The sequence below is a fragment of the Mesorhizobium sp. M0816 genome, from assembly GCF_040320005.1.
Lineage (GTDB): Bacteria > Pseudomonadota > Alphaproteobacteria > Rhizobiales > Rhizobiaceae > Mesorhizobium.
In genome coordinates, this window is record NZ_JAMYOT010000004.1 from 341,560 (window position 1) to 362,631 (window position 21,072).

Sequence of the window (21,072 nt, forward strand, 5' to 3'; positions counted from 1 at the left end):
CTTCGTACCCAGCTTGAGTAAGGTGAGCATGGTCCGACACCGGATTGGCGTACCAGCCTTCCGCAATCAGTTCGGCGTACGGCACCGCAACTGACAGATCGATGACCTGTGCCTGTCCGACGTAAAGCGCGTAGGCCTCCAGCGCGAGGCGATAGGCGACGAGCTCCGCATCATCCGGATCGCTTTGCACATGGGAGACTTGAAGCAGCCAGAACAGTTCTGCCACGTCCCACGCATTGAGCGTCCAGATTGCCTGATCCGGTCGACAATCGCGCGAACGTTGTCGACAAAGGCCGGCGCGCTGTCGCCATCGGTGATTGCGGCGGTGCCCACAGAGGTCAGCGTTGCGTTGCGGTCGTTCAAACCGCTGTTGATGCAGACGACAATCGACTTCCTGCCCGTGCCCTGGTCGGCCCGGAGGATCGAGAAATAATGGGTCAGGGTGTCGTCGCTGGCCTGTTGCAAATCATAGGCCATAGTGCGGGCGCTTTCGCCACCACGGTATTCGAGCGTGCCATAGGCAAAGCCAGTCGAGCGATCCGTGTTTCTAGCCCGCATGTAGGTACAAAAGAACGGGCCGGTGATGCCCGTTACGGATGGCAGGGTCCAACGCATGCCAAGCTGCTTGCCTGCCCTGGTCGGATCAGCGACAACCGCCAGCGTGGATTTCTGGATGCTATAAGAACCAGTATTGGTCGAGATGGCGGTGCTGTCCGCAAGCACTGTGAAGGGCGATTGCTCCAGCCTGATAATGTGCCGGAAAGCGCCAGCATCGGCAGGAAACGTACCGTAGTAGCCATCGAATTCGAGCGCAGCGGCGACATCCAGCGGGCATGTCCCGGTCACCACAAGGCCATTGGCCAACGTGCTGCCAAATGAGTTGCCGGTTGAGATGTAGGTGTAATAGGCCGGGAAGATCGAGCCCAAGCCCTTGTTCAGGTATTTGTCCAGATCGGCATGGGCACCACTGACGGCACCGATCAGGGAACCGTTTCTATTGTAGAGATATCCCTGCCCCGAGCCCGAACCGTTGTTTTCGTTTTGGGAGATAAGCCCGGTCGCGTGCATCTGAAAGCCAGCCGCGACCAAGGCATACTGAAACCCATGATCCCAACCGAAACCGCCCAATATCTGGTTACTGTCACCCACCCCGACAAAGTCGACCTTGCCGACCGTCATCCGGTATTTGATCTGCTGGAAGATGCCGACCTGTTTTTTCGTAACCGGCGACATCACCCAGGCGCCGGCCGAGGCAGGCGTGGGCTGCGCAAATACCAGTTCGTTGGGATCTATCGTGTTTGTGTAGGCAGCAGCGACGGCGTCCCAGCGCGCGATACGTTCAAAGCCCGGCTCGACCACCACCGCGGCGGTGTGCGTTGCAGTGTTCAAGGCCTTCAACGCCGTTCGGCTGACCGGGTGAGACAGTTCCGTCGACACTGATTGAGCGGCGAGCGCGGCGGCTTCCGCCTCGTCCCGAGCATCCTCTGTTGCTTCTTGAGAGGCCTCGGCTTCGTCGGCGGCTGCCTCGGCTGCTGCTACAAAAAGCGCCAGTTGCGCAGCGCTCAGAACCGCATTTTGTGTAAAAACAATCGAAGTTGTGCCGACTGCAATGGGATTGTCAGATGACACGTACCAACCGCTCGGGCCGTAAACACTTCCCTCCAGGACCAGAACCTGCGTCCCTTTGGTCAAGTCCCGGTTGCTGTCCATGTCACGGGCGCGCTGCCAAGCACCGCTTGCGGCGATATAGATGCCGTTTTGCGTTGGGTCGGTCTGCCCCCTCACCAGCACCCGGTCATTGGCGGCGGTAAGGCTGCCGTCGATCACTTGTAAACCACTCAGAACGATGTTCCCCGTGGTCGCTAGGCGGCAAGGCGCCTTGTATGCTACCGTTTCGCCATAGCCAGTGACTTGATCAACCGAAGTGGTCGCCATCAAACAAACTCCATGTTGACACCCCACGCGGGCGGGGCTTTAAGGTTTCTTCGGGCTTGGGGGATCTGAATTGACTAAGAGAAAAACGCTGGCGCTGGCGGTTTCAGCCGTGTGCCTTACGGCGTGCACTTCGACGCAACCCGCGAAATTCCTGTACAAACCAGGCGTTACCATCGCGGGCAAACAGGCTGCGGTAGATGAATGTCGTATCGCTTCTTTTCGAGATATTCCGCAAACTATGGCGACCGACGTAAAGCCGGGCTTCAACAGTCCGGGAACGCTCCAGTGCAATACGTTCGGCGGGACTACGACGTGCAACCGGATCGGCGCTATCAATATCCCTGCGAGCGCCAATACTTATGATGTAAACGCAGGCTTGCGTGACCGCTTTATTGAGCAATGCTTGCAACAAAACGGATTCACCATTACGTCAATCCCTCTCTGCAAAACGACCGCTGAAAAGAGTAAGGCTGCAGAAGTCATCTCGCAGGGTGGAATCCCAACATGCGCAACCGGCCAGCCTCTCCAATGACAAGCAGAACAGGCCCGCGCTTCGAGTGGCTTGCCTGGGTGGTTTATTCAGCGATGGGAATTGCTGCCATAGTCTTCATTGCCATCGCCATCACCAGCTTCATTGCGGGTGGCGGCAGTTCGGATAAGTGCTGGAACAACGGCGGCAGGTCCGACGACACTTACAATTGCTAGTCGGAAACAGCTTCCTTGAGCTGCGGCTTTAGGCCGGCGTCATCGAGGCCAAAGCCTCCTTCAATTGCCCACCGCCAATAGGGCAGCGTCAGAAACGGGATCATCTTCGATGCGCGGTCGACATCGGCCGGCGCGAGGTCGGGATTCGTGGTCGGGTCGCGGTCGGTTACTGCGGACAGCGACTTCAGCGGAATGCCGAGCAACTGGGCCGCATCGGTCCCGAGCTGGAAAGATGGGCCGAGCAAGGCGCCGAAGGCGTCGCGGTTTGCGTAGCGGGATGCTGGCGCTTGCTGTGCCCTGTCAGGGAACGCGGCAGCACTCAACGCGTAAATGCCAGGGCCACCCAGCTTTTCCCATGTGTTGTTGACTTCAAATGCGAGCTGGAAAACGCCCGATTTGTCGAGACCTTCAGCCATCCACCGGCCAGGGTTATCGTTCAGGTCGCGGTTGGATTCGACTTGCTTCACGTAAAAGGCCAGCATTCCCAGCGTGGACATGCCCACCATGCCGGTGATGAACGAGCCAGGCCCTTCCTGAAGACCGCGCATCAGCACCCGTTGATTAGACGCCAGGGCGAAGCTCTTGAACTGGAGCAGAGCCCGGCCGGTCGGGGTATGGGCGAACAACGGGACATCGGCCACGGACTTGGTGACGATGATCGAATCCACGTCTTTGTTGACCGCAGCAGCGAAGGCACGCCGCGCCCCCTCGTCGCTCCAGTTCGCAATCCCCGGAATGTGGACATTGCCGTCGACATCGCCGAACGCTGCAAACTGCTTCGAAATCCGTTCGGCCATATGAGCATCGATGCCGAGGAAGCCCATATATTTCAGTTCGGCCGGCGCCAGTTTTTCATAGTCGATCGCCGCGTTTTTCAGCAGCCGGTTTTGCACCAGCACCGAGGCGATGGACTTATGCATATCGTTCCACCAGGGCAGCAGCGTCATCTTTGAAAAGACGTTCGCGGCATTGTCCATGAAACGTTCGAAGGGCGAATGGCTGGCATATGGGTCAGCCAGTTCGGCCATCGTCGCAAGGCGACCCTGCAACGACCGTTCCGTTACGGCGCCCAGGAGCTTCGCATCCTCAACCGCCAGCTTGACCGCCTTCAGGTTGGACACCAGCGGCGCTATGCCCTCGCTCATGTAGCGGCCCATGCCGTGAACCATGGGAGGCCGTGCAGCATCGGACAGCGACGATACAACCACACCGCCGAGCGAGCGCATGAAGTTGAACACGCCGGCCATCCGTAAAACCCGAGCATAATTCGTATGTTGCGCGTCGACCTTGTATTGACCACGCAGCAAATCGCGAACGCTGCCAATGTCTTCAATGTCGCTCTTCTCGCGTTTGGCGAGGTCTAGCAGCGCCCGCTCCCGCGCCTTCGGCTCGAAGTCTGCGGCGTTGAGCGCTTCGCGCAGTGTCAGGTAATCCGCCCTCACCCGATCAATCTGGCTTTGCAGTGTCGGCTTGCCGGCGCCACCCAGGCGCTTGTCTAGATTGGTCAATTCGACATCGGCCGCCATTACGCGGGCATAGCGACGGCCAATCAGTTCAATGTCGTGTTCGAGGAAATCTTCAACCAGATGGTCGGGGATGTTGAACGTGCGTTCCTTCAGAGGACCGCGCGCCGCCACCGTCATGTCATAGGACGGCATGCCCTGATTTGCACGGCCGGTGAGCTGGGAAAAGATGTCGTCAACGATGCCTTTGACATAATCCGCACGGTCTTCAGGCGAGACGAAATCGGGGATTTCCTGTTTCACCTTCGGCATCATCGGTTCAAGCTTGTCGGCCTTCACCTTGAGCCCGTCGATGTTGGCGCGCAGCCGGTCCAGATCGATTGACTTGGCGGCGAGCTCGGCCAGGATTTCATCGTTGACGCCGCCTTCAGCATCGAGGCGCTTCAGGGCGTCGACACGCTTCGAAAGCGAGCGTTCCTTCAGCTTCGATTTGAATAGGTCGCGCCGGGTCTTTCCGTAGTCGACCACGAGCGCCACGCGCGGCGACGAGTTTGCAAGATCCTGCACGGCGTCAAGTTCGGCTTCCAGCTTCTCCAGCTCTTCGCCTACGGTCTTTGCTTCGGCCGCAGTGATTTTGCTTTCGTTGACGATGGCGTCGGTCGTCTTGTCGAAGTTTTCAATTTCCTGTTCGAAGCGCGAAATGCGCGTGTCGATGCCTGCCGTGTTTTTTTCGGCGCCGGTCACACGCGCGATGAAGTCGCGAACGTCTTTCACCGAGGCATTGGGAGCCAGCCCTACGCGGTCCAGCCATTCGCTGGCTACTTGGTCCAGATTGTCGAGCGCCGCCGCTGTGGCCTCTTCCTCTGCCGTGCGCAGCGGGTTTCCGCCCAGCTCGGAGCGGATCGATTCCATGACCGCAACCGGGTCGACGTAGCCGGCGCCATCGCCAGGCAGGTTTGCAAATATCGCGTCTTCGGATTGGACGAAGTTGTCGACATCGCCAATCCCGCCCTTTGTGATGAAAAGGCCAGGGTGCGACTTTGGCGTCACGTCCATTGCCCGCAGCTCATTGTCCAGCTTTGAGCCGACGCGAACGCCGCCTTTTTTCTTGATCAAGCTCAGGACCGGAGAACGTTCGGCAAATGACTGTTTCTTGCCGGCCGATCGAGCAGCGGCCCGAGCCTGTTTCACCGTGTCGACCATGACGGCATTTTCGTCGGTCCCACGCAGCATCTTCACCAGATCGGCCGGGGCGCGCTGTTTCAGCACGTCTTTCCGCGTCTGTTGCAATTGCCCAAGGTCCGCTTGCTTTCGCTCCCGAATAGCCTGCCGTCCAGACAGACGACTTTCGATGTTTTCGAGACGTTCCGAGACTTGGCCGAATGTCTCGCGCCTCTTTTCGGCGTCGACAATCCGATTGCCTATGCGGATTTCATCGGCCTTGAACTCCAGTTGCGCGAGTTGGTCATCAATCCATGGCTTCACGATTTGCTTGAAGCGCGCTTCGCCGGCATTGAGGCGCGGAGCATTCCAGAGGCGCGTGAGATAGGACGTTGCGGTCTTGACGTTGACATCGGCCGGCAGCAGGCCCGCAGCGATTGCCTCGTCCTTCAGCGGGTCGAACAGCGTCTTGCGCCAGGATTGCGCAGCCGCAGACACCGCGTTGTTTTCGCCGACATCGCCACGGCGCATCGCCTTGCTGACAGCCGTTCGAAACTCTTCCGCCGTCATATCGAAGCCAGGCTCTTTGCGAGCCTTGGCGTAGGTGCCGCGCATGTCCTCAAGGGCTTTGGTCAGGGCGCCCCGGTCCCAATACTTGACCGCGCTTTCGACCGCGAGGTTCCCTTCGCCGCGCACGTTCTTTTCGAGGTAATAGCCAGTTTCCGCTGTGCTGGCCATGATCTCACGATGCACCGCCGAGGGGCTGTGAGCGGCCCGCAGCAGCGGGTTGAAGCCCGATTGCAGCGCGCCGACTGCCTTGCCGCCAGAGGCGATGTCATAATCCCCAAGGACAGGCCGGTCGACCGCCGCAGCGCCTATGCCTTCGGCATGGGCGGCAACCTCTTCAGGTGTCGGAACATGGTCCTGTAATGCGCGCTCGACCGAGGCAAACGCAGCTTTTCGTTCGGCGTGGGAAAACAGAGCTCCAGCACCGGCCCCGAGCAACCCACCCAGGATTGTACCGGCTCCAACTGCCATTGCGCTTTCGGCCAACGGCCGGGTCTGTTGCGTGGATTGGAGCGCGATTTCGGAAACGCCCGCACCAAGAGCACCGGCCGCCGCAGTTCGCAGGCCAGCCTTGATGACCGTTGCGCCGATCGAGGCTTCCCGGATAAGGGCGCCGCCCGGGATGAGCGACGGAACGTCAAGACCGCCAGCAAGCGCCGACGCGCCAGTTCCCCACCAGCCAGCCGCGTCCACCGTGCGCCGGTCTTCGGTTTCCATGTCGATTTGCGCCTTCATGGCTTCGAAGCCAGGCGTGTTGAAGACGTTGGCGAACCGATCCCAATTCTTTTCGTAGGGCGTTCCCTTGATTTTCTCCCACATTACATCGCCGCTGAAGCCGTCTTCGCGCGTGGACAGGTCTACGCCGGCCAGCTTGTTCGATGCCATCGAGACAACGGTGTTGCTCTGCCTGAAGGCAGCGTTGAGCAGCACTGACGTATCAGGCGCCACTTCGGTTTCCTCAGCCGGCGGCTTGTAGTTGACGGCGCCGAAAGTACCGAGCGCCGGCCTGTCTTCGGGGTATTCCAGAATCGGCATCAGAAATTGCCTCCCGCGCCGCTACGGAACGCCTTACCGGCATTGGGATCACCGCCACCGCGCGGATTCTGCGGCTGCTGCGCTTCAGCCGGCGCGACCGGCTCTTCATCTTCGGCACCCTTCGCGCGCAGAAAATCGGCATTTGCCTTGCCGAGGTCTTTGGTCTGGATTGCTTGATTGGCCTTCATCCAGTCCGGCATGTTCGGGTCATCCAGGATTTTCTCAGCATCGGAAGCTGCGCCACGTTCGATTTCGTTGGCCGCATCATCGACGCTGTGGCGGGTCAGGAAGCGCTTCTTTGCGTCTTCCCCGCTCTTGGCCACGCCGACGTTGAGCGTCTTTGCATCGATGCCCCAGGCGCCGGAGAAAACCTCATCAAACTTCTTTTGGCCGTCTTCCGTGTACTGGTAGAAAAGCCGGTAACGCGGCGGGCGCTTCATTTCGATATCAGAGCGCGTCGTGGCGTTCGGAATGATAGCGATGTTGTCGACCTTCCGCCCATCGTGAAGGCTGGCGACGTCGTCTTCCGCCGTCTTCATCGCGTCATCGCGAAGATAATCAAATTTGCCGTCGATCGGCGGATAATGCAGTTCTGGCGGCAGGCGCATCAGGTTAGGCGAGCCGGATATGTTGCTGACATTCCAGCGGGTTTTCAGCTCAGCCAGCGCTTGCGCCTTCGCCGCGCCAGTGTCGCCGCCGGTATCGTAAAACTTCTCTTCCGCGATTTCCTTGTATTCGGCCATCAGCGCGCTGGACTGAAGCGGCATGATGCCGGCGCCGGGTTCAGACGAGAACAGGCCAGGGTCGAAGGAGTCCGTAACGTCGGCCACAGTCAGGGTCTTGGTGAACTTGTCGAGACCGGGCTTCAGAACCTCGCGGTTCACCTTTTGCGCCGGATCGTCCATGGCAAGAATGCGCTGTGACGCCTCTTCGCCGGACATGCCCCGGTCGCTGACGAAATGTCGGAAAGCCGCAAGCTTGTCGCGAATGTCAGCCGCGCCCTCAACCGCACCGAACGACACGGGCGCGACGGTCTGCAGCGCATCGGCTTGCGACATGGCAGCGGCAAAGACAGTCGGATCTTTCGACGCTGCACCCTGCCGCACTTGCGCCTGTAGCGTGTCGGGAATGTAGCCAGTGGCCTTTACGAAACCTTGCGTGACAATCGGCTGCTGCTCTTCCGGCGTCACCTTGAGCATCTGGTCGTAGGCCTTGTTGGCCGTCGACTTCTGGTCGCTGTCAAAGCTGTTGATCGAGGCCGCAGGGCTGCCGGCCAGGATAGCGGACACCAGTTCACCAACGCCGCCGTCTTCCTTCTGCTTCGAGCGAAAGGCCTTCAACTGCTTGGTGATGTCGCCATCATCGAGAACGGGATCGCTCAGGATCTGCTCTTCGCTGACAATCTTGCCGGTCTCGATGTTGAGACCCATCGCGTCATCATAGGCTTTGTATTGCGCCTGCTGTTGAACGCGGGCTGCAGTTGCCTCGGCTTGAATGTCCTTTTGCGTCGCCTTGGCGATTGTGTCGCGAGACACATAGTCCATATCGGCGAAACGAGGATCGACCTTGAAGCCAGCACCGCCGCGCTGCCCGAGCGGTTCGGCCTTGCCCGCCATATGTGCGGCAATGGCATCACGCGCCCATGACGGAACGCTGTCCGAGTGGTGCGAGGCACCCCAGGCGCGGCGCGAACCGATATCGAGATGCAGCGAATTGGCGTAAACGCCGATGCCGGTAAAGCCGAGCGACGAAGCCGTCTGGATAAGCCGGACGCGCTCTTCATTCGAAAGCTTGCTGACATCGAGGTCCAGAGCGTTGCCGTGCATGTGTTCGGATTTGCGAGCGCCGCCAGCCCTGGCATTGCGCTCCGGATCACGGAAGCCAGACACGATCGGCACCGAGGCGCCAAAGGCGTTCTGCACCTTCTTGAAGCGGTCCATAACCACGCTGTTGACGCCGGCAACGTCGGCAGAGCCGACCCGGCCTGGCTGGTTGCCGATTATGATTGGCTGTTCTTTGCCTCCCGCGGTTCTAGTGCCTAGCTCTTCAACGTCCCCCTCCATCGCATCGTGCATGGTGGTGTAACGCCTCTCAGCCTCGGCATCGCTGGCGTAGGAAGGCCAATAATCGAGTCCCTTTTCTTTGATGGCCCGGTCGGCCGCTTCATGCGGAGGAAGAATTTTCCCATCCCATACGGTGGGAAAATTGTAGGTACGGCCCTTAATCTCGACCGATGTCTGATAAACGGTCGAGACGCTGCCGTCCGCGTTTCTGACAAACTTCTGGTTGTTCAGATTATCAATGTGATGCTGATAAAGATGCTGTTCCTGCGGATTGAGGTTCAGCGCCGTCATCTTTTGCGCCGATGGCCACTGGCGCGGTTCGCCGGCAGACGGACCACCGCCACCCTTCGTTCGGGCCAAAACCTTCTTGTAATAGTCCGCCGATTCTTGCGGGATCACGGCATCATTGCGACCGCTGGATAGCCACTTGTCGGCCCGCGCCGCGCCGCCATTGTAGGCGATGAGCGCGGCTTCCGTGTCGCCATCGTAGCGATCGAGCATCTTGTTGAAATAGTAGGTGCCGTACTGCTCGGAGACGGCCGGGTCCTTCAGATATTCGGCCTGTGCCTCGGGGTCTTTCGGGAAGTTCGGGTCTTGCAGTTCAGCGGCAATCTCGACTGCCGTGTCAGGGATGACCTGCATGAGACCGACAGCGCCTTTTGGCGAGACGGCGCCGGCATCCCCTTCGCTCTCGACACCCTTGATGGCGTTAACGATGTCGTCTTGCCCTGGAGCCTCACCAAGCGCCCGGAGCCGATCGGCAGGCTTCATGCCGTTGAGGGCGGCAAGCTGCGCCTTGGCCTTCCAGCCGCGGCGAAGCGCATCCTTTTCGATGGGGTTCACGTCTTCGTCTGGGATGGAATCGATGTAGTTGTTGCCTTCGAAGACAGCATCATCGAATTTCGATGGATCGCTGTAGAGCCGGCTTTCGATGGCCGTCAGGCCTTCATCGACGCTGGTTTTGTAATAGGCCTTGCGCTGCTTTCGTTCGAAGTCGCCAGCGCCGCCTTCGCCGTTGATGAGGGACTCTTCAGTGCTGAAAAGCTTCGCGTCATAGACCGGCTTTAGCTGATCCGGCACGGTCGACATGAACTTCTTCGCGGCTTCCTTGTAGGCGCCCTGATACTGCTCCTTGAAGCCAAACGCGCCCGGTTCGGCCTTGTCGCCGGCAGCGGTAAGCTCCTGTGCCTGTGCCGAGCGGAACTGCTGGTAACGGCTTTCCGTCTCGAACAGCTTGGTCTTGTCGACTGTTTCGCGGGCCTGCGTCTCCCTGATTTTCAGGTTGGACGCAAGCGATTGCATGCCGCCGCCAAGCTGGGCAACACCCCGACCGATGGCTGACGTGTCGACGCTTGCAATTGGCCGACCGGCCCGTCCACTGACAGGATTGCTCAGGTCTTCAGCACCAGGCAGACGGAGCGCCATCAGTAATAGATCCCCGAAGACGGAGTGGCATATGGATCTTGGTTCCAGTCTTTCGCAAACGAACCGACGCCATCCATCAGCGTGCCGGCGGCGCCGAAGTAGGAGCCGGTTTGGGCGGCCCTGCCTTCCATCCTTGCGGCTGCGGCTTGCGCCCGCCTGCCCTTGGCGCGCTCTTCGCCGCCATAAAGGATCATGCCTTTGTTGACCTCGCCTTGCGTGATGATATCGCCGGCCAGCGATTGCACCGTTTCATCGAGTGCACCGAGGCCAGAGGCGCCGGCCACAGCCTGTTGACGAGAAAGAACGAAGTTCTTCTCCTTCGTCGCGCGTTCCGCCTCACGTTGAGCCGCTGCGCGCTCTTCCTTGCCCTGCTGTTCAAGCTGTTCCGCCTGGAAATCGCCAGCGCTCTTCGCAGCAGCGCCGGCCGCGAGCGTACCAGCGGCAGAAGCAGCGGTTCCCGCAAGCGCAAGGATGGTGGTTAGTCCGAAGTCTGCCATGTCCACACATCCCCATCGTCAGGCTTGAAACCAAGCCGCGAGAGCCATTTTGCCGAGGTCTTTTCGTCAGGATCACAGAGCGCGATAATCCGCTTGTGGCGCGCCTTGGCGTCGTTCAGCAGCGAAAGAGCCGTCCGGTGGATGGCATGGCGGTAAGGCCTTGCCTCGTCCTTGAGCGAACAGAACGCAATCACGTTACCGCCCGAGAAACAGAATCCGGCGACAGCCACCAGCTTGCCATCAACCAGACCGGCGATGCCCCGAACCGTTGGCCCGCTGCCCTTGTCCCCGTACCAGTCAAGAAGATGCTCCCGCGTGAGCGGAACGACTTCGTGAGCCATCAAACTTTGTCGTTTGTCTCGACCGTGACCACGGCAGCGTTCAGCACGCAGGGCTTAGGAGCTGTCGCACGGATGCACAGGCGACTGTCTGGCTTCCATTCGCCGCCGAATGCCGTTGCCGGCTCTTCGTAGTCGGTGAAGATTTCATCGTCAGTCACAGGCCGCCCCTGGTAGAGACGAGGCAGCTTGTCCATGTTGGTGAAATCGCGGCCGACTTCGATGCCGTCATTGTGGACCAGGCCCATAATCAGGCCGACATAATTGACCCGCTTAATTTGGCTAAGAGCCGTCCCCGCCGACGCTGCATAGGCCAGCTTGGTCGACTTGTAGAGCGCGGTATAGGGCAGCCCGACCATGACATCAGCAGCGGTCACAGGCGCGCTAAGCGTGACCGCGCCGCCAGACACAGTGTAGGCGCCGAGGTACGCGCCAGCGGCCCAAGCGACCACGCTGAGGCCTTCCAGATGCGAAAGGCCGCTAACAGTCGTTCCCGTCACGGCCGGAATGATGACGAAGCTATCAGCCTGTTTGTTCATCGTACCGCCCAGGCATTCCGATTCCATCGCCATCTTTTCGAGATAGCGAACGGTCGACCCGTTCACGGTTCGCCGGACGCGGTAGAACACTTGGTCTTCATCTTCGCCGGGAAGGACGGAAACGCCTTCAATGAAGCCAGCCCCGCCAGCACTGATCCTTGACCAGCAAGTCACGTCTTCGGCCGGCTCATAGGTGAGCAGGACAACCGTCCCGTCATCGAGCCACACATGGTCGCGTGTGTCTGGCTGGCGTTGAGTGGCCATCCCGACCACGTTCGCCGAGCCGGTCAGGTCCGGGCAAAGCAGCGTCAGGTCGCGCGGAGAATATTCGTAGGTGTCCGGGCTGAATACCAGTTCGAACAAGCGCTTTCCGGAGCGCTGAGCAAAGATGCCGCGTCCGTCGATTTTGACCGCAGTAACACCCTGCCGAGAGCCTTGCGTCGATGGCGTCCCGGCTTGCGCGTTCTGCGGTGTCAGCGGCTCATCGAACGATGTCGACTTGATCGAAAACTCTGCCCCAGGCGTGCCGATGATCGGCCGGCTGAGAGAAAGCATGAAGTTGATTGTATCGACGGGTCCGGAACCGAGCGTCCTGTTGATCGGCCCGGAATCGCCTTCTGTCGTCGGGTCAAAATTCTCGTAGTCGTCAGACACCGAGAAGATGAAGCGCGATTTGCCAGACCATCCGAGCCGGCCTTTGTCGAAGGCAACAGCGCCAGGCCAGCCCTGTTTGTCCGACCAGATGCCTTCCTGCCAATCTTCAGTGTAATCCGTGGTGCCAAACCGGTCGAGCACTTCGACGCTGACCTGTGTCGATGAGGTGAAGCCAGTTACCCGGCAGACGCCGTAGGACCCACCGCCATCATAAGAGATGGCAACATCGGCCGTGCCGGAGGTGTAGGCGCCATCTGCAAACCCGAGCTTGTACCAAACGATGGCGTTGTCGTCGCCGTCCGCGTTTCGAACGTCCGTATCATTAGTGGTAATATCGACCCCAGAGCTGCCTTTCGCCTTCCGAAAGGTCTTGTAGCCGGTGTCTTCACCGTCAAAGGACCTGAGCCAATTGAGCGTGCCGACCCATGTCCCGGTGACGGTATAGAACCAATCCCGATCGGTGTAGTCGTCGCTCACCACGCCAGTGACGCGGAATGGCTCAGTATAGGCACCATTCGCGCCCAACTTGAACGTCTGGGCAACCCCCTCGTTAAACAGCCTGAAAATGGCCCCGACGTGCGTCGCTTTGAAGAAGGGCTTGTCCGAAGTCAGCGTTGTGTTGCCATTGGTCGAGGCGACCTTAAGTTTGACCTTGGCCGATCGAGCGCCAAAAAATGGCCCGGTATCGGGCTGGTAGAGAACAAGGGACCAACTTGTGCCGGTCCCGCGCCGCTCAATGCGCCGCTGCTGGTAGCCGTCACAAGCCAGGAACAGCACGTCGGCTGACTGGTCCCAGCGGACATAAGGCAGATCGGCCGCCACATAGGGGATGTCCAGTTCCATCGTTCCGGACGACGCGACCTGGCAGGATGCAACAATCTTGTCGATGTCGAGGTCCGATTGAAACTGCACATAGAAATCGCCGGTTGGCGTGAAAGCGAGGCTATGGGCGCCGGTGCGCAGTGTGGTTTCCGAAACGTATTCGTCCCCGCCCGATGTCGAACCGCAGCGGAAAGTCACCGGGCCGCGCGTGACGCTGATGCTGAGCGCATGCTCCTTATTCAAGTCGCCACCGGCAACCGTGATCTGCCGGCGGCAGAGAGCCAGGCCGCCAACATTGACCGCATTCAGGATCAGGCCCGTTCCGCCAAAGGTAAGCGTTCCGCCATTGGTTGAACCGTCAGTCCAGCTTGCCGAGGTCGTGAAAGAGCTGTTGGAAATGGTCGTTGCGACGACAGCGCGCGAGATCAGCACATCATCGATGCGAACCCGCATCTTTCCGTCAGCAAACTCGATATGCGCTGTGTCGTTAGTGGCGGCAACGAAAGGAATGTCGATGGCAAAGGCATTGTTGCGGCTCGAACCGAGATAGCCGAAGCCAGGGCGAAGGAACATTGATCCGGCTGTTTTTGGTAGCCAGTTTTCCATCACTTCCGCAGACAGTCGGATGCGATCGACATCAACGCGCGTGAGCGCAGACGATGAAACAAGCCCCCGGTTGAAGGCAAGCAGAGGGGCATTCGTTTTTGCCATCAGCGGAGTCCGAAAGGCCTGCCGCGAGAGGACGAGCCACGGCTTTGCACAAGCCGCCCAGGAGGCGGATATCTCGTTACCGCCTCATTCATGGCATCGGTGTTCGACGCCTTGTATTTGGCCTTGTCGCGCGCCTTTTCGAGCCGGTCTTTCCGATCAGCCGAGCCAGTCATCTCTTCGCAGACAGCGAAGGCGAGGCACGTCTCGACGTAATCGACAAAGGTCTGCGGCCACAGGCCAAGATCCATCCCATAGTCTTCATCGTTCGAGACGTACTTCAGGTAGATGATTGACTGGTTGGCGAAGATGAAGCTGGTTCGGTCGTCATAGTCCAGCAGCGGGACACGGCCATAGCCGTCAGTCGTCAGGCCGGCGGTGCGGAGCCAATCATCCGGCTTGTCGAACACATACTGGTAGCCGAAGTTGCTGCCGACCGAGGGCGTGGCTTCGAGTTCAACAAGCCTCATGCCGAAGTTCCAGAATGCCGCCTCCAGACAACCTTTTACGGCCTTTGCGTATTCGGAATCGAGCGCACGACGCGCTTTCCCTTCATCCGTGAGGGCGGCAAGGCGCGGCTGACCAAGCTTGATCAGGGCGCCATTGTAGAGGGACAGCTGATCCGTCATGGATTAGGCCGCCTTGAGGTTTTCCGCGATCCAGGCGACGCCCGCTTCCTTGGAATCGAGCATTTCAGCCAGGACGGTCTTGTCTTTGGTGCGGATCACGCGCCAGCCGCCATTCGGGCCGCCCCAGCGCACTTCAAGTTCGGCGGGTTTGTCGATCTTCGATTCGTTGGTGAGCGCAACCGGGCCGATGATGTACGCCACGCGAGCGCCACCAGCGGCGCCCTTGCCCACTTCAAGGACCATGACTTCACCAAACCACTGCCGATCGAAGCCGACGACTTCAATTCGATCATCGGCGCGGAGCTGCGGGCCGACATGCACCCAGAAGCCAGGGTCAAGAAGCTCTTCCGCTTTCGTCCCGGCATAGAGGGCGATGCGGTGAACGTTGCGCTTGCTTTCGGCCAGCATCAGGCCGTTGACGTTAAGAGGCATACACTTTTTCTCCTGTGGTGGATGAGAGGCGGGGCCAGCCGATTAGGGCACTACAGCCAGCAAGCTCATGCCCTGATAGCCGGCTTGCGTCATGTGGCTCTTGTCCGCCCCGGCACTTGCGTACCAACCATTGGCCAGCATCTGGGCCGAACTGATCTTTGCTGCCAGATCGATCGTGTAACCCTGCGAAATAGAGGCGGCATAGGTGGCGATTGCTGACCGGTAGGAGACCAGTTCAGCATCATCCGGGTCGGATTGCGGATGCGAGACCATGAACACGAAGTTCAGTTCGCTTTGGCTCCAACCATTGACGGTCCAGATTGCCTTAATGCGCTCGACGATAGCCGTGCAATTATCAACGAAGGCTGGAGCGCTATCGCCGGGAGTTACCGCACCCGGACCAACCGAGGCGGTTGTTTCGTTCCGGTCATTCAGGCCGGAGTTGACCATGATGACGATGTACGGCGTGGCTGGGGCTTGGTCGGATCGCAATATCGAGAAGAAATGCGTCAGTGTGTCGTCGCTGGCCTGCTGAAGGTCGTAAGCCATTGTCCGCGCAGATTGACCGCCACGATATTCGAGGGTGCTGTATGCAAAGCCCGTATTGCGCCCGGTGTTTCTTGCTCGCATGTACGTGGCAAAGAACGGCCCCGTGATCCCCGCTACAGACGGACGGGTCCACCGAAAGCCGATCTGCTTGCCGGCTCTTGCCGGGTCAGCAGCGCCTGCCAGCGTGACCTTCTGAATGCCATAGGCGCCAGTGTTCGTAGACACATTGCCGGGGTCAACTATTGTCGTGAATGGCGATTCCTCCCACCGGGCGAATGGACGAAACACTCCGACATCGCTAGGGAACGAGCCCCAATAGCCGTCAAAAGAAATTGCGGCCGTGGTGTCCAGCGGGCACGTAGCAGAAATTATCAATCCGCTTGCCAATGTACTGCCGAATGTACTGCCCGAAGCGATGTAGGTGTAATAGGCGGGGAATAGCGAACCCGCGCCCTTGTTCAGGTATTTATCAAGAGCGGCGTTAGCGCCACTGACAGCCCCGATCAGTGAGCCGTTTCTGTTGTAGAGATACCCCTGACCGGAACCGGAACCGGCATTCTCGTTCTGAGAAATAAGGCCGGTCGCCCACATGGGGAAGTACTGGCTGAGGGCATACTGGATGCCATGGTCCCAGCCGAAGCCGCTTAAGATCTGGTTGCTATCACCTATGCCCACAATGTCGATACGCTGCGTTGCGGCTTTGGCAAACAGCGCGAGAGGGGCCGCCGCCCCCCACGTCCCTACCGAGGGGCTGTACAGCGGCGAGCGGATCGGGCTGCGGATGGGAGATCTGATCATCGTCTATTCGCCGATCAAAACAACCACGGCCGTGCCCGAAGTTCTGGTGAACTTGACGCGGGTCTTTACCGGCCCGCCGTTGTCGATGGCGAGATTGAAGTTGCCGGTGAAGGCGAGCGCGGCCCCAGTCAGATCTGTGATGTTCGACCACGAACCCGACCCGGTCGGGTCCGCCTCGACGTTGATCGTGCCGACCCATGTCCCCTGGACCGAGACAAATCCTCTCTTGAGGACAAGGGCCTCTGTCGAACCTGTCGCTGCAAGGGATTCCGAAACCTTGATAGCCATTGCGGCCTCCTGTCCAGAGAAAAGGCGGGAGCCAAAGCCCCCGCCGTTGACGCTTAGTCGGTGTCGGTCGTACCGACCGCCAGACCGTCAGTCAGATCCACGCCCGAAGACGAAGCCGAGTTGACGGTGTGGATGGTCGTGGCGTTCGAGCTGTCCGTGTCGGTGACAAAGACAATGTCGTTCGCCCGCATGCCGAGCTGCCAGCCGTTCGTGAAGTAGCCGGCAACGCGGACCAGAGTGGCTGCGTCGACAGATTCATACTTCCAGATGCGGAAGCCAGCGATGCCCTGAGTGATCAGGACCGGAGGGTTGGTGGTTGCGTAAGCCATGGTTTCAGCCCTCCTTACGAGCCGACGATGGCAGAGCCATCATGGTTGATGACGACCACGCCGCTGTTTTGCAGCAGCTTGGAACCCATGAAGGCGGAGGCGCGAGCCCAGGAGTAACCCTGCTCTTCGTCGTAGCCGACAAGGGATTCGAGGTTCTCGGTATCGGCCGCGTGGCCGACAGCGGACTTGTGGTAGAGGAACGCTTTTTCGGCGTTCGTGCCGACGCCCGGAAGAGTCGGGTGCACCAGCCAGTTGACGCCCGCCCAGCGCATGACGCGCTTGATCGGACCGCCGGCAAGCGGCTGCACGTCGACATAGTCGCGAGACGTAAAGGTCGCATCGCGCATGAAGTACGTGAGCATTGCGGGAGTGATGAGCCCCCACATGTTTTCGATTTCCTGAATTGGCACGGATGCCAAGCCGAGGATGCCGATAGCCTTCGTGACCAGGGTCAGAGAGCCCGTGGCAGCGGCGCCGGTGTCGACGGTGCCGGTAGCCAGCTCAGTGATGATGTCCGCGTCAACCTTGCGGTTCATCACCTTGAGCGAGGTATCCTGCATGATGCGCTTCTGATCGCCCTGGGAGGCGAAGATGTTGAAGTCGGTCTTGCGCACCAAGTCGTGCCATTCCACCAGCGTAGCGGTGTTCTGGGTCAGGTTGTCACCACGAGCCGTGATCAGGCCGTTGACGCCGCGCGTTCGAGCTTCCGCGCCGCCGCTGTCGGCCACCAGGAAGATTGCTTCATTGCCCTTGCGCACAAACTCGGTCGTAACTGACATGCGGAGCGGGCTTTCCCCGGCTTCGAAGCCGGCGATGTACTCTTGGCGATACTGTTTCTGGAATGCCGTGTCGGCCATGGTCCAGATTCCTTCTATTGAGGGATCGGGAGCCGTAGGCAGGTTGTCCGCAGGCCAGCGTCGCGGGTTGTCCGGGGTTAACCGGAGCCGCTAGACCGCCCTTCGGCGCTGATTACGTGCTGGTTTGGGTAGAGCCGCGATGAACGGAGCCGCTAAGCGGGTTGGCCGTCTTCAGGCGGGATATCAGGCCTTGAGCTTGTCGCGGGCCGTGATCAGTTTGCGGTAGCGGTCTTGCGCAGCCGTGTCTTTGTGCCATGCGGTGCGGTCGGTCTTCATCCGCTTTTCCATCGTGGCGATTTCAGCAAGGAGGCCTTCAGCGGACGAGCCGCCGGCCGGAACAATCGTCGCCATCGGGTTTTCGGCAACCGCCTTCGCGGCGAAGAACCTGAGAGCGTCGGGGTGGTTGCCAATTTTCCGACCGTCAGCCATTCGGCCGCCCATCAGATTGTCAAACAACTCGGGGCTGACGCTTTCGAAATAGGGCCGCATCGCAGCGAAGTTGCCGGTGAAGTCCCCTCCCCATTCCTTCTTGAGGTCGGCTTCTGCCTGCTTCTTGAAGTCGGCATCGGCGGTAGCCTGCTGAAACTGCTGTTCCTCCTGCAAGGCGTAGTATTCGTCGACCATTTCGGCCATGTCGCCGGGAGCAATGCCCTTCTTGATGGCGCGCTCCGCAAATGCCGCCACCACCGGCTTGTCATCGTCGCCGATTGCCCGCTTGTCCGGCAGCACAATGGCCTTGACGAAGTCATCGACCGCTTCGGGAATGTTGTTCGATTTGCGATACTCTGCCCATTCTTCGGCTGTGGCTTTCTCGCCCGGCTTGCCCTTCGGCTTTAGCCCTTCCGAAATCTTACGCTGCGCCTCTTCCTGGGCAGTGAGCAGGGCTTCCGGGGAGGCGAAGCGTGCGAGGCGTTCCAGGCGCTTGGCATCACCCTTGGCCAGCTTGTCGCGCCAGTCCTTGCCCCAAGGCCCTTCTTCTTCGGCAGGCGGCGGCTCCTTGCCGGCCTCTGGAGTGGCAGACTTTGCCACACCATCGGCAGCAGGGGCAGCAGCAGCCGCAGGAGCGGCTTTCGCCGGTTCGGTCGTCACAGCAGCAGGAGCAGTCTTTCCCGCTTCAGCAGCACCCGGAGCGGGGTTTTCGGCCGTAGCCGCGCCCGCTGCTAGAGTGTCATCCGACATCAGTTTTTCCTTTCGATTTCGTCAGCAGATGGATTGGCACATTGACCAGCTTCAAAATCTGTCGACCGACATTCATCCGGCCGGTCAAGTGTGCGGTCGTGTCAGGTTGCCCAGGCACAAACGGTTCGTCATGGGTCATCGCCGCCTTGTGGACGATCCATCCGATAGCCCGCTTTTGCTGCCCTTCGGAGGCATTGCCGGCGGCAAGCGCCTTGATCGCCTCAACGTCAAGGTCATCGTAAGCGGCTGGCGCTAGTGGATTGCTCTTCATGCGGCTTGCTGCATGGCCTTGACCATCGGTGCGGCCCTGCCTGCTATTTCAGCGGCGCCGCCAACAGTCTCGGCAGCACTTGCAGCCTGTGCCGCAGCCGCCATCTGTTCCGCTGCGGCCGCAAGCTTCTTGTCGTCGTTGAGCCATTCTTCCGGCCAGCCAGTGCGGCGCAGGAGGTCTTTCGCAATCGCCATGGCATTCGGCAGCTTCGCAACCATGGGATCGAGCGCAGCGGCTTCCTTGACCACACCAAGGCCTTCGATGAGCTTCTGTTGCATGCCCTCGTCTTCAAGGTCCTTGATTGGCGACTTGAAGGAGAACTCCACGCCAGAACCGCGCAGCGAATCGGGGATCTCATTCGCCGGGAAAGCACCGAGCGAGCGCATGACCTTGAACGTCTCGGAGCAGAGCGGTTCGGAATATTCGACTTCCACCGGCTCGAACATCGGAATGTGAGCCCGCATCTGTTGCTCGACCACCTTGCGGATCTGATAGGCCGTCATGCCCGAAGTGTCCGGGATGTTCACCTTGTCAGTCATGAAGCCCATGCGGATGGTCATGTCGATACGATCCGACATGTTCTGACCAGCAGGGAGCCCGGAGAAGTCCAGAGGAAGAGGCCGAAGCGCTTCGCCCAGGCGTTCATCATATTCCTTGTCGAGCCATGTGATGCCGCTGGCGCCGAGGCCGATATCCGAGCGGACCACATCCATTGTGGCAATCATTGGCGGGTCGATCGCCTTTTCGCCGGCTTCGAGCAGGATGCGCTCAATCGCCTGTTGCGTTCGGCTGTCCGGCAGGATGATCGAGGTGAAGACCGAGCGGGCATATTGCGAGCCCGATACGGTAGGGCCGCGAGGAATGACGTAGCCGCGATAGGTGCGACTGATATTCTCCAGGACTTCGCCTTCGCAGTCCGGCAGCACCCACAGCGAAATGAACTCGTGTTCAGCCCGAACCTTGATGCCCGTATCGTAGGACGCAGCCGGCACCACCACATGACGGGCAGCGATTTTCTTGTAAGGGTCCTTTTCAGCATCCCGCGTCAGCGCTTCAGGCACTTTGCCGGGGAACAGTTGAATGAGCTGGGTAATCGTCGGCTTGCAATTCCTGTGAACGTCAGACACCGAGCCAGCATAGTCTTCCGACCACGCCACATCGCGCAGGTGCCAGTTGCGATAGAACAGGTTGCGGCGGTCTGTCGTTGGCGTGACTTCAACGACCGCCTGCCCGAACGTCAGGTGGTCATGGTCCCCTGCTTCCGTTGCCCGAGTGAAGCCGGCGCCGTTCCGGTACATGACTGCCCGCTGCATTGCGGTCGCGTATTCCAGCCAGGACCGAGCATCAGGAACCTTGTTGCGTGCATCATCGAGCGACTTCACTTCGAAGAAGTCGGCCGGCCGCAGCATCGTTCGGTAAAGGTCCGCCATGTCTCGGCGGTAGATCGCAGCCCGAGACGAGAACGAACCCGCCGCATAGTCAGAGCCGATGTTGAGCGGTCCTGTGAAGTCGGCACGGTCATAGTAGAAATGTTCCGCCAACTCCTGCCAATGCGACAGCAGCGGCGTCTTTTCGCTGAAAAGCCGGTTGCCGTTGTCGACAATGGTTTGAACCGCAGCGGAGGTCTGCATGTGGCTTTACGCCCCAAGCTTTCCGACAGAGCCGGTGAGGTTGTCGGACATGATGGTCGAATCCCGCCCGCCACGAGCTCGCATTTCGGCCATCTGCTTACGCTTCTCAGCCAGGACAGCCGGGTCTTGAGCATCCGGCATCCGCGTGGCGGGTTCCACTTTCGGGGTTTTTGGTTTGAACAGGCCACCCATATCGT

The 21,072-nt window shown here is 59.7% G+C and carries 18 protein-coding genes; 2 read left to right on the forward strand and 16 right to left on the reverse strand.

Features of this window, described 5'->3' with window-relative positions; all coding sequences use genetic code 11:
- Positions 1–66 precede the first annotated feature (66 nt).
- Positions 67–1,935 carry a hypothetical protein gene (locus NKI17_RS08520; RefSeq protein ID WP_352905659.1) on the reverse strand — a complete coding sequence of 623 codons (1,869 nt, stop codon included), beginning with the start codon at positions 1,933–1,935 and terminating at the stop codon, positions 67–69.
- Between the two features lie 70 nt (positions 1,936–2,005).
- Here NKI17_RS08520 and NKI17_RS08525 point away from each other — a divergent pair, with 70 nt between their 5' ends.
- Together NKI17_RS08525 and NKI17_RS08530 are read left to right on the forward strand one after the other, a co-directional pair.
- Positions 2,006–2,467, forward strand: a complete 462-nt coding sequence (locus tag NKI17_RS08525; RefSeq protein WP_352905660.1) for a hypothetical protein — start codon at positions 2,006–2,008, stop codon at positions 2,465–2,467.
- A complete protein-coding gene (locus NKI17_RS08530) occupies positions 2,464–2,640 on the forward strand; it encodes a hypothetical protein (protein WP_352905662.1) in 177 nt (58 codons plus the stop codon). Before NKI17_RS08525 ends, NKI17_RS08530 begins: the two co-directional genes overlap by 4 nt.
- Here NKI17_RS08530 and NKI17_RS08535 read toward each other — a convergent pair.
- From NKI17_RS08535 to NKI17_RS08605, 15 genes are all read right to left on the reverse strand, one after another.
- On the reverse strand, positions 2,637–6,866 hold the full coding sequence (locus NKI17_RS08535; RefSeq protein WP_352905663.1) for a hypothetical protein: 4,230 nt from the start codon (positions 6,864–6,866) through the stop codon (positions 2,637–2,639). The genes NKI17_RS08530 and NKI17_RS08535 overlap by 4 nt on opposite strands.
- The gene (locus tag NKI17_RS08540) at positions 6,866–10,354 is read right to left on the reverse strand and encodes a transglycosylase SLT domain-containing protein (RefSeq protein WP_352905664.1); all 3,489 of its coding nucleotides are present in this window, start codon (positions 10,352–10,354) and stop codon (positions 6,866–6,868) included. The genes NKI17_RS08535 and NKI17_RS08540 overlap by 1 nt, the downstream gene beginning before the upstream one ends.
- On the reverse strand, positions 10,354–10,851 hold the full coding sequence (locus NKI17_RS08545) for a hypothetical protein (protein ID WP_352905665.1): 498 nt from the start codon (positions 10,849–10,851) through the stop codon (positions 10,354–10,356). The genes NKI17_RS08540 and NKI17_RS08545 overlap by 1 nt, the downstream gene beginning before the upstream one ends.
- Positions 10,833–11,192 (reverse strand): hypothetical protein, encoded by a 360-nt coding sequence (locus tag NKI17_RS08550; RefSeq protein ID WP_352905666.1) that lies wholly within the window; start codon positions 11,190–11,192, stop codon positions 10,833–10,835. The genes NKI17_RS08545 and NKI17_RS08550 overlap by 19 nt, the downstream gene beginning before the upstream one ends.
- The gene (locus tag NKI17_RS08555) at positions 11,192–13,915 is read right to left on the reverse strand and encodes a phage tail protein (protein WP_352905667.1); all 2,724 of its coding nucleotides are present in this window, start codon (positions 13,913–13,915) and stop codon (positions 11,192–11,194) included. The genes NKI17_RS08550 and NKI17_RS08555 overlap by 1 nt, the downstream gene beginning before the upstream one ends.
- Positions 13,915–14,541, reverse strand: a complete 627-nt coding sequence (locus tag NKI17_RS08560; protein ID WP_352905668.1) for a phage connector family protein — start codon at positions 14,539–14,541, stop codon at positions 13,915–13,917. The genes NKI17_RS08555 and NKI17_RS08560 overlap by 1 nt, the downstream gene beginning before the upstream one ends.
- A 3-nt stretch (positions 14,542–14,544) precedes the next feature.
- Complete coding sequence (locus NKI17_RS08565) at positions 14,545–14,973, reverse strand: hypothetical protein (protein ID WP_352905669.1); 429 nt, start codon at positions 14,971–14,973, stop codon at positions 14,545–14,547.
- 42 nt (positions 14,974–15,015) lie between these two features.
- Positions 15,016–16,320 carry a hypothetical protein gene (locus NKI17_RS08570; protein ID WP_352905670.1) on the reverse strand — a complete coding sequence of 435 codons (1,305 nt, stop codon included), beginning with the start codon at positions 16,318–16,320 and terminating at the stop codon, positions 15,016–15,018.
- A 3-nt stretch (positions 16,321–16,323) separates the two neighbouring features.
- Entirely contained in the window at positions 16,324–16,608 is a 285-nt protein-coding gene (locus NKI17_RS08575) for a hypothetical protein (protein WP_352905671.1), read from the reverse strand.
- A gap of 53 nt (positions 16,609–16,661) precedes the next feature.
- The gene (locus NKI17_RS08580; RefSeq protein ID WP_095493055.1) at positions 16,662–16,937 is read right to left on the reverse strand and encodes a hypothetical protein; all 276 of its coding nucleotides are present in this window, start codon (positions 16,935–16,937) and stop codon (positions 16,662–16,664) included.
- A gap of 14 nt (positions 16,938–16,951) precedes the next feature.
- The gene (locus NKI17_RS08585) at positions 16,952–17,794 is read right to left on the reverse strand and encodes a phage capsid protein (RefSeq protein WP_352905672.1); all 843 of its coding nucleotides are present in this window, start codon (positions 17,792–17,794) and stop codon (positions 16,952–16,954) included.
- A 183-nt stretch (positions 17,795–17,977) separates the two neighbouring features.
- The gene (locus tag NKI17_RS08590) at positions 17,978–18,973 is read right to left on the reverse strand and encodes a hypothetical protein (RefSeq protein WP_352905673.1); all 996 of its coding nucleotides are present in this window, start codon (positions 18,971–18,973) and stop codon (positions 17,978–17,980) included.
- The gene (locus tag NKI17_RS08595) at positions 18,963–19,244 is read right to left on the reverse strand and encodes a hypothetical protein (RefSeq protein WP_352905674.1); all 282 of its coding nucleotides are present in this window, start codon (positions 19,242–19,244) and stop codon (positions 18,963–18,965) included. The genes NKI17_RS08590 and NKI17_RS08595 overlap by 11 nt, the downstream gene beginning before the upstream one ends.
- Complete coding sequence (locus NKI17_RS08600) at positions 19,241–20,875, reverse strand: portal protein (protein ID WP_352905675.1); 1,635 nt, start codon at positions 20,873–20,875, stop codon at positions 19,241–19,243. The genes NKI17_RS08595 and NKI17_RS08600 overlap by 4 nt, the downstream gene beginning before the upstream one ends.
- A gap of 6 nt (positions 20,876–20,881) precedes the next feature.
- Positions 20,882–21,067: a hypothetical protein gene (locus NKI17_RS08605; protein ID WP_352905676.1), complete on the reverse strand. Its 186-nt coding sequence runs from the start codon at positions 21,065–21,067 to the stop codon at positions 20,882–20,884.
- Between the last annotated feature and the right edge of the window lie 5 nt (positions 21,068–21,072).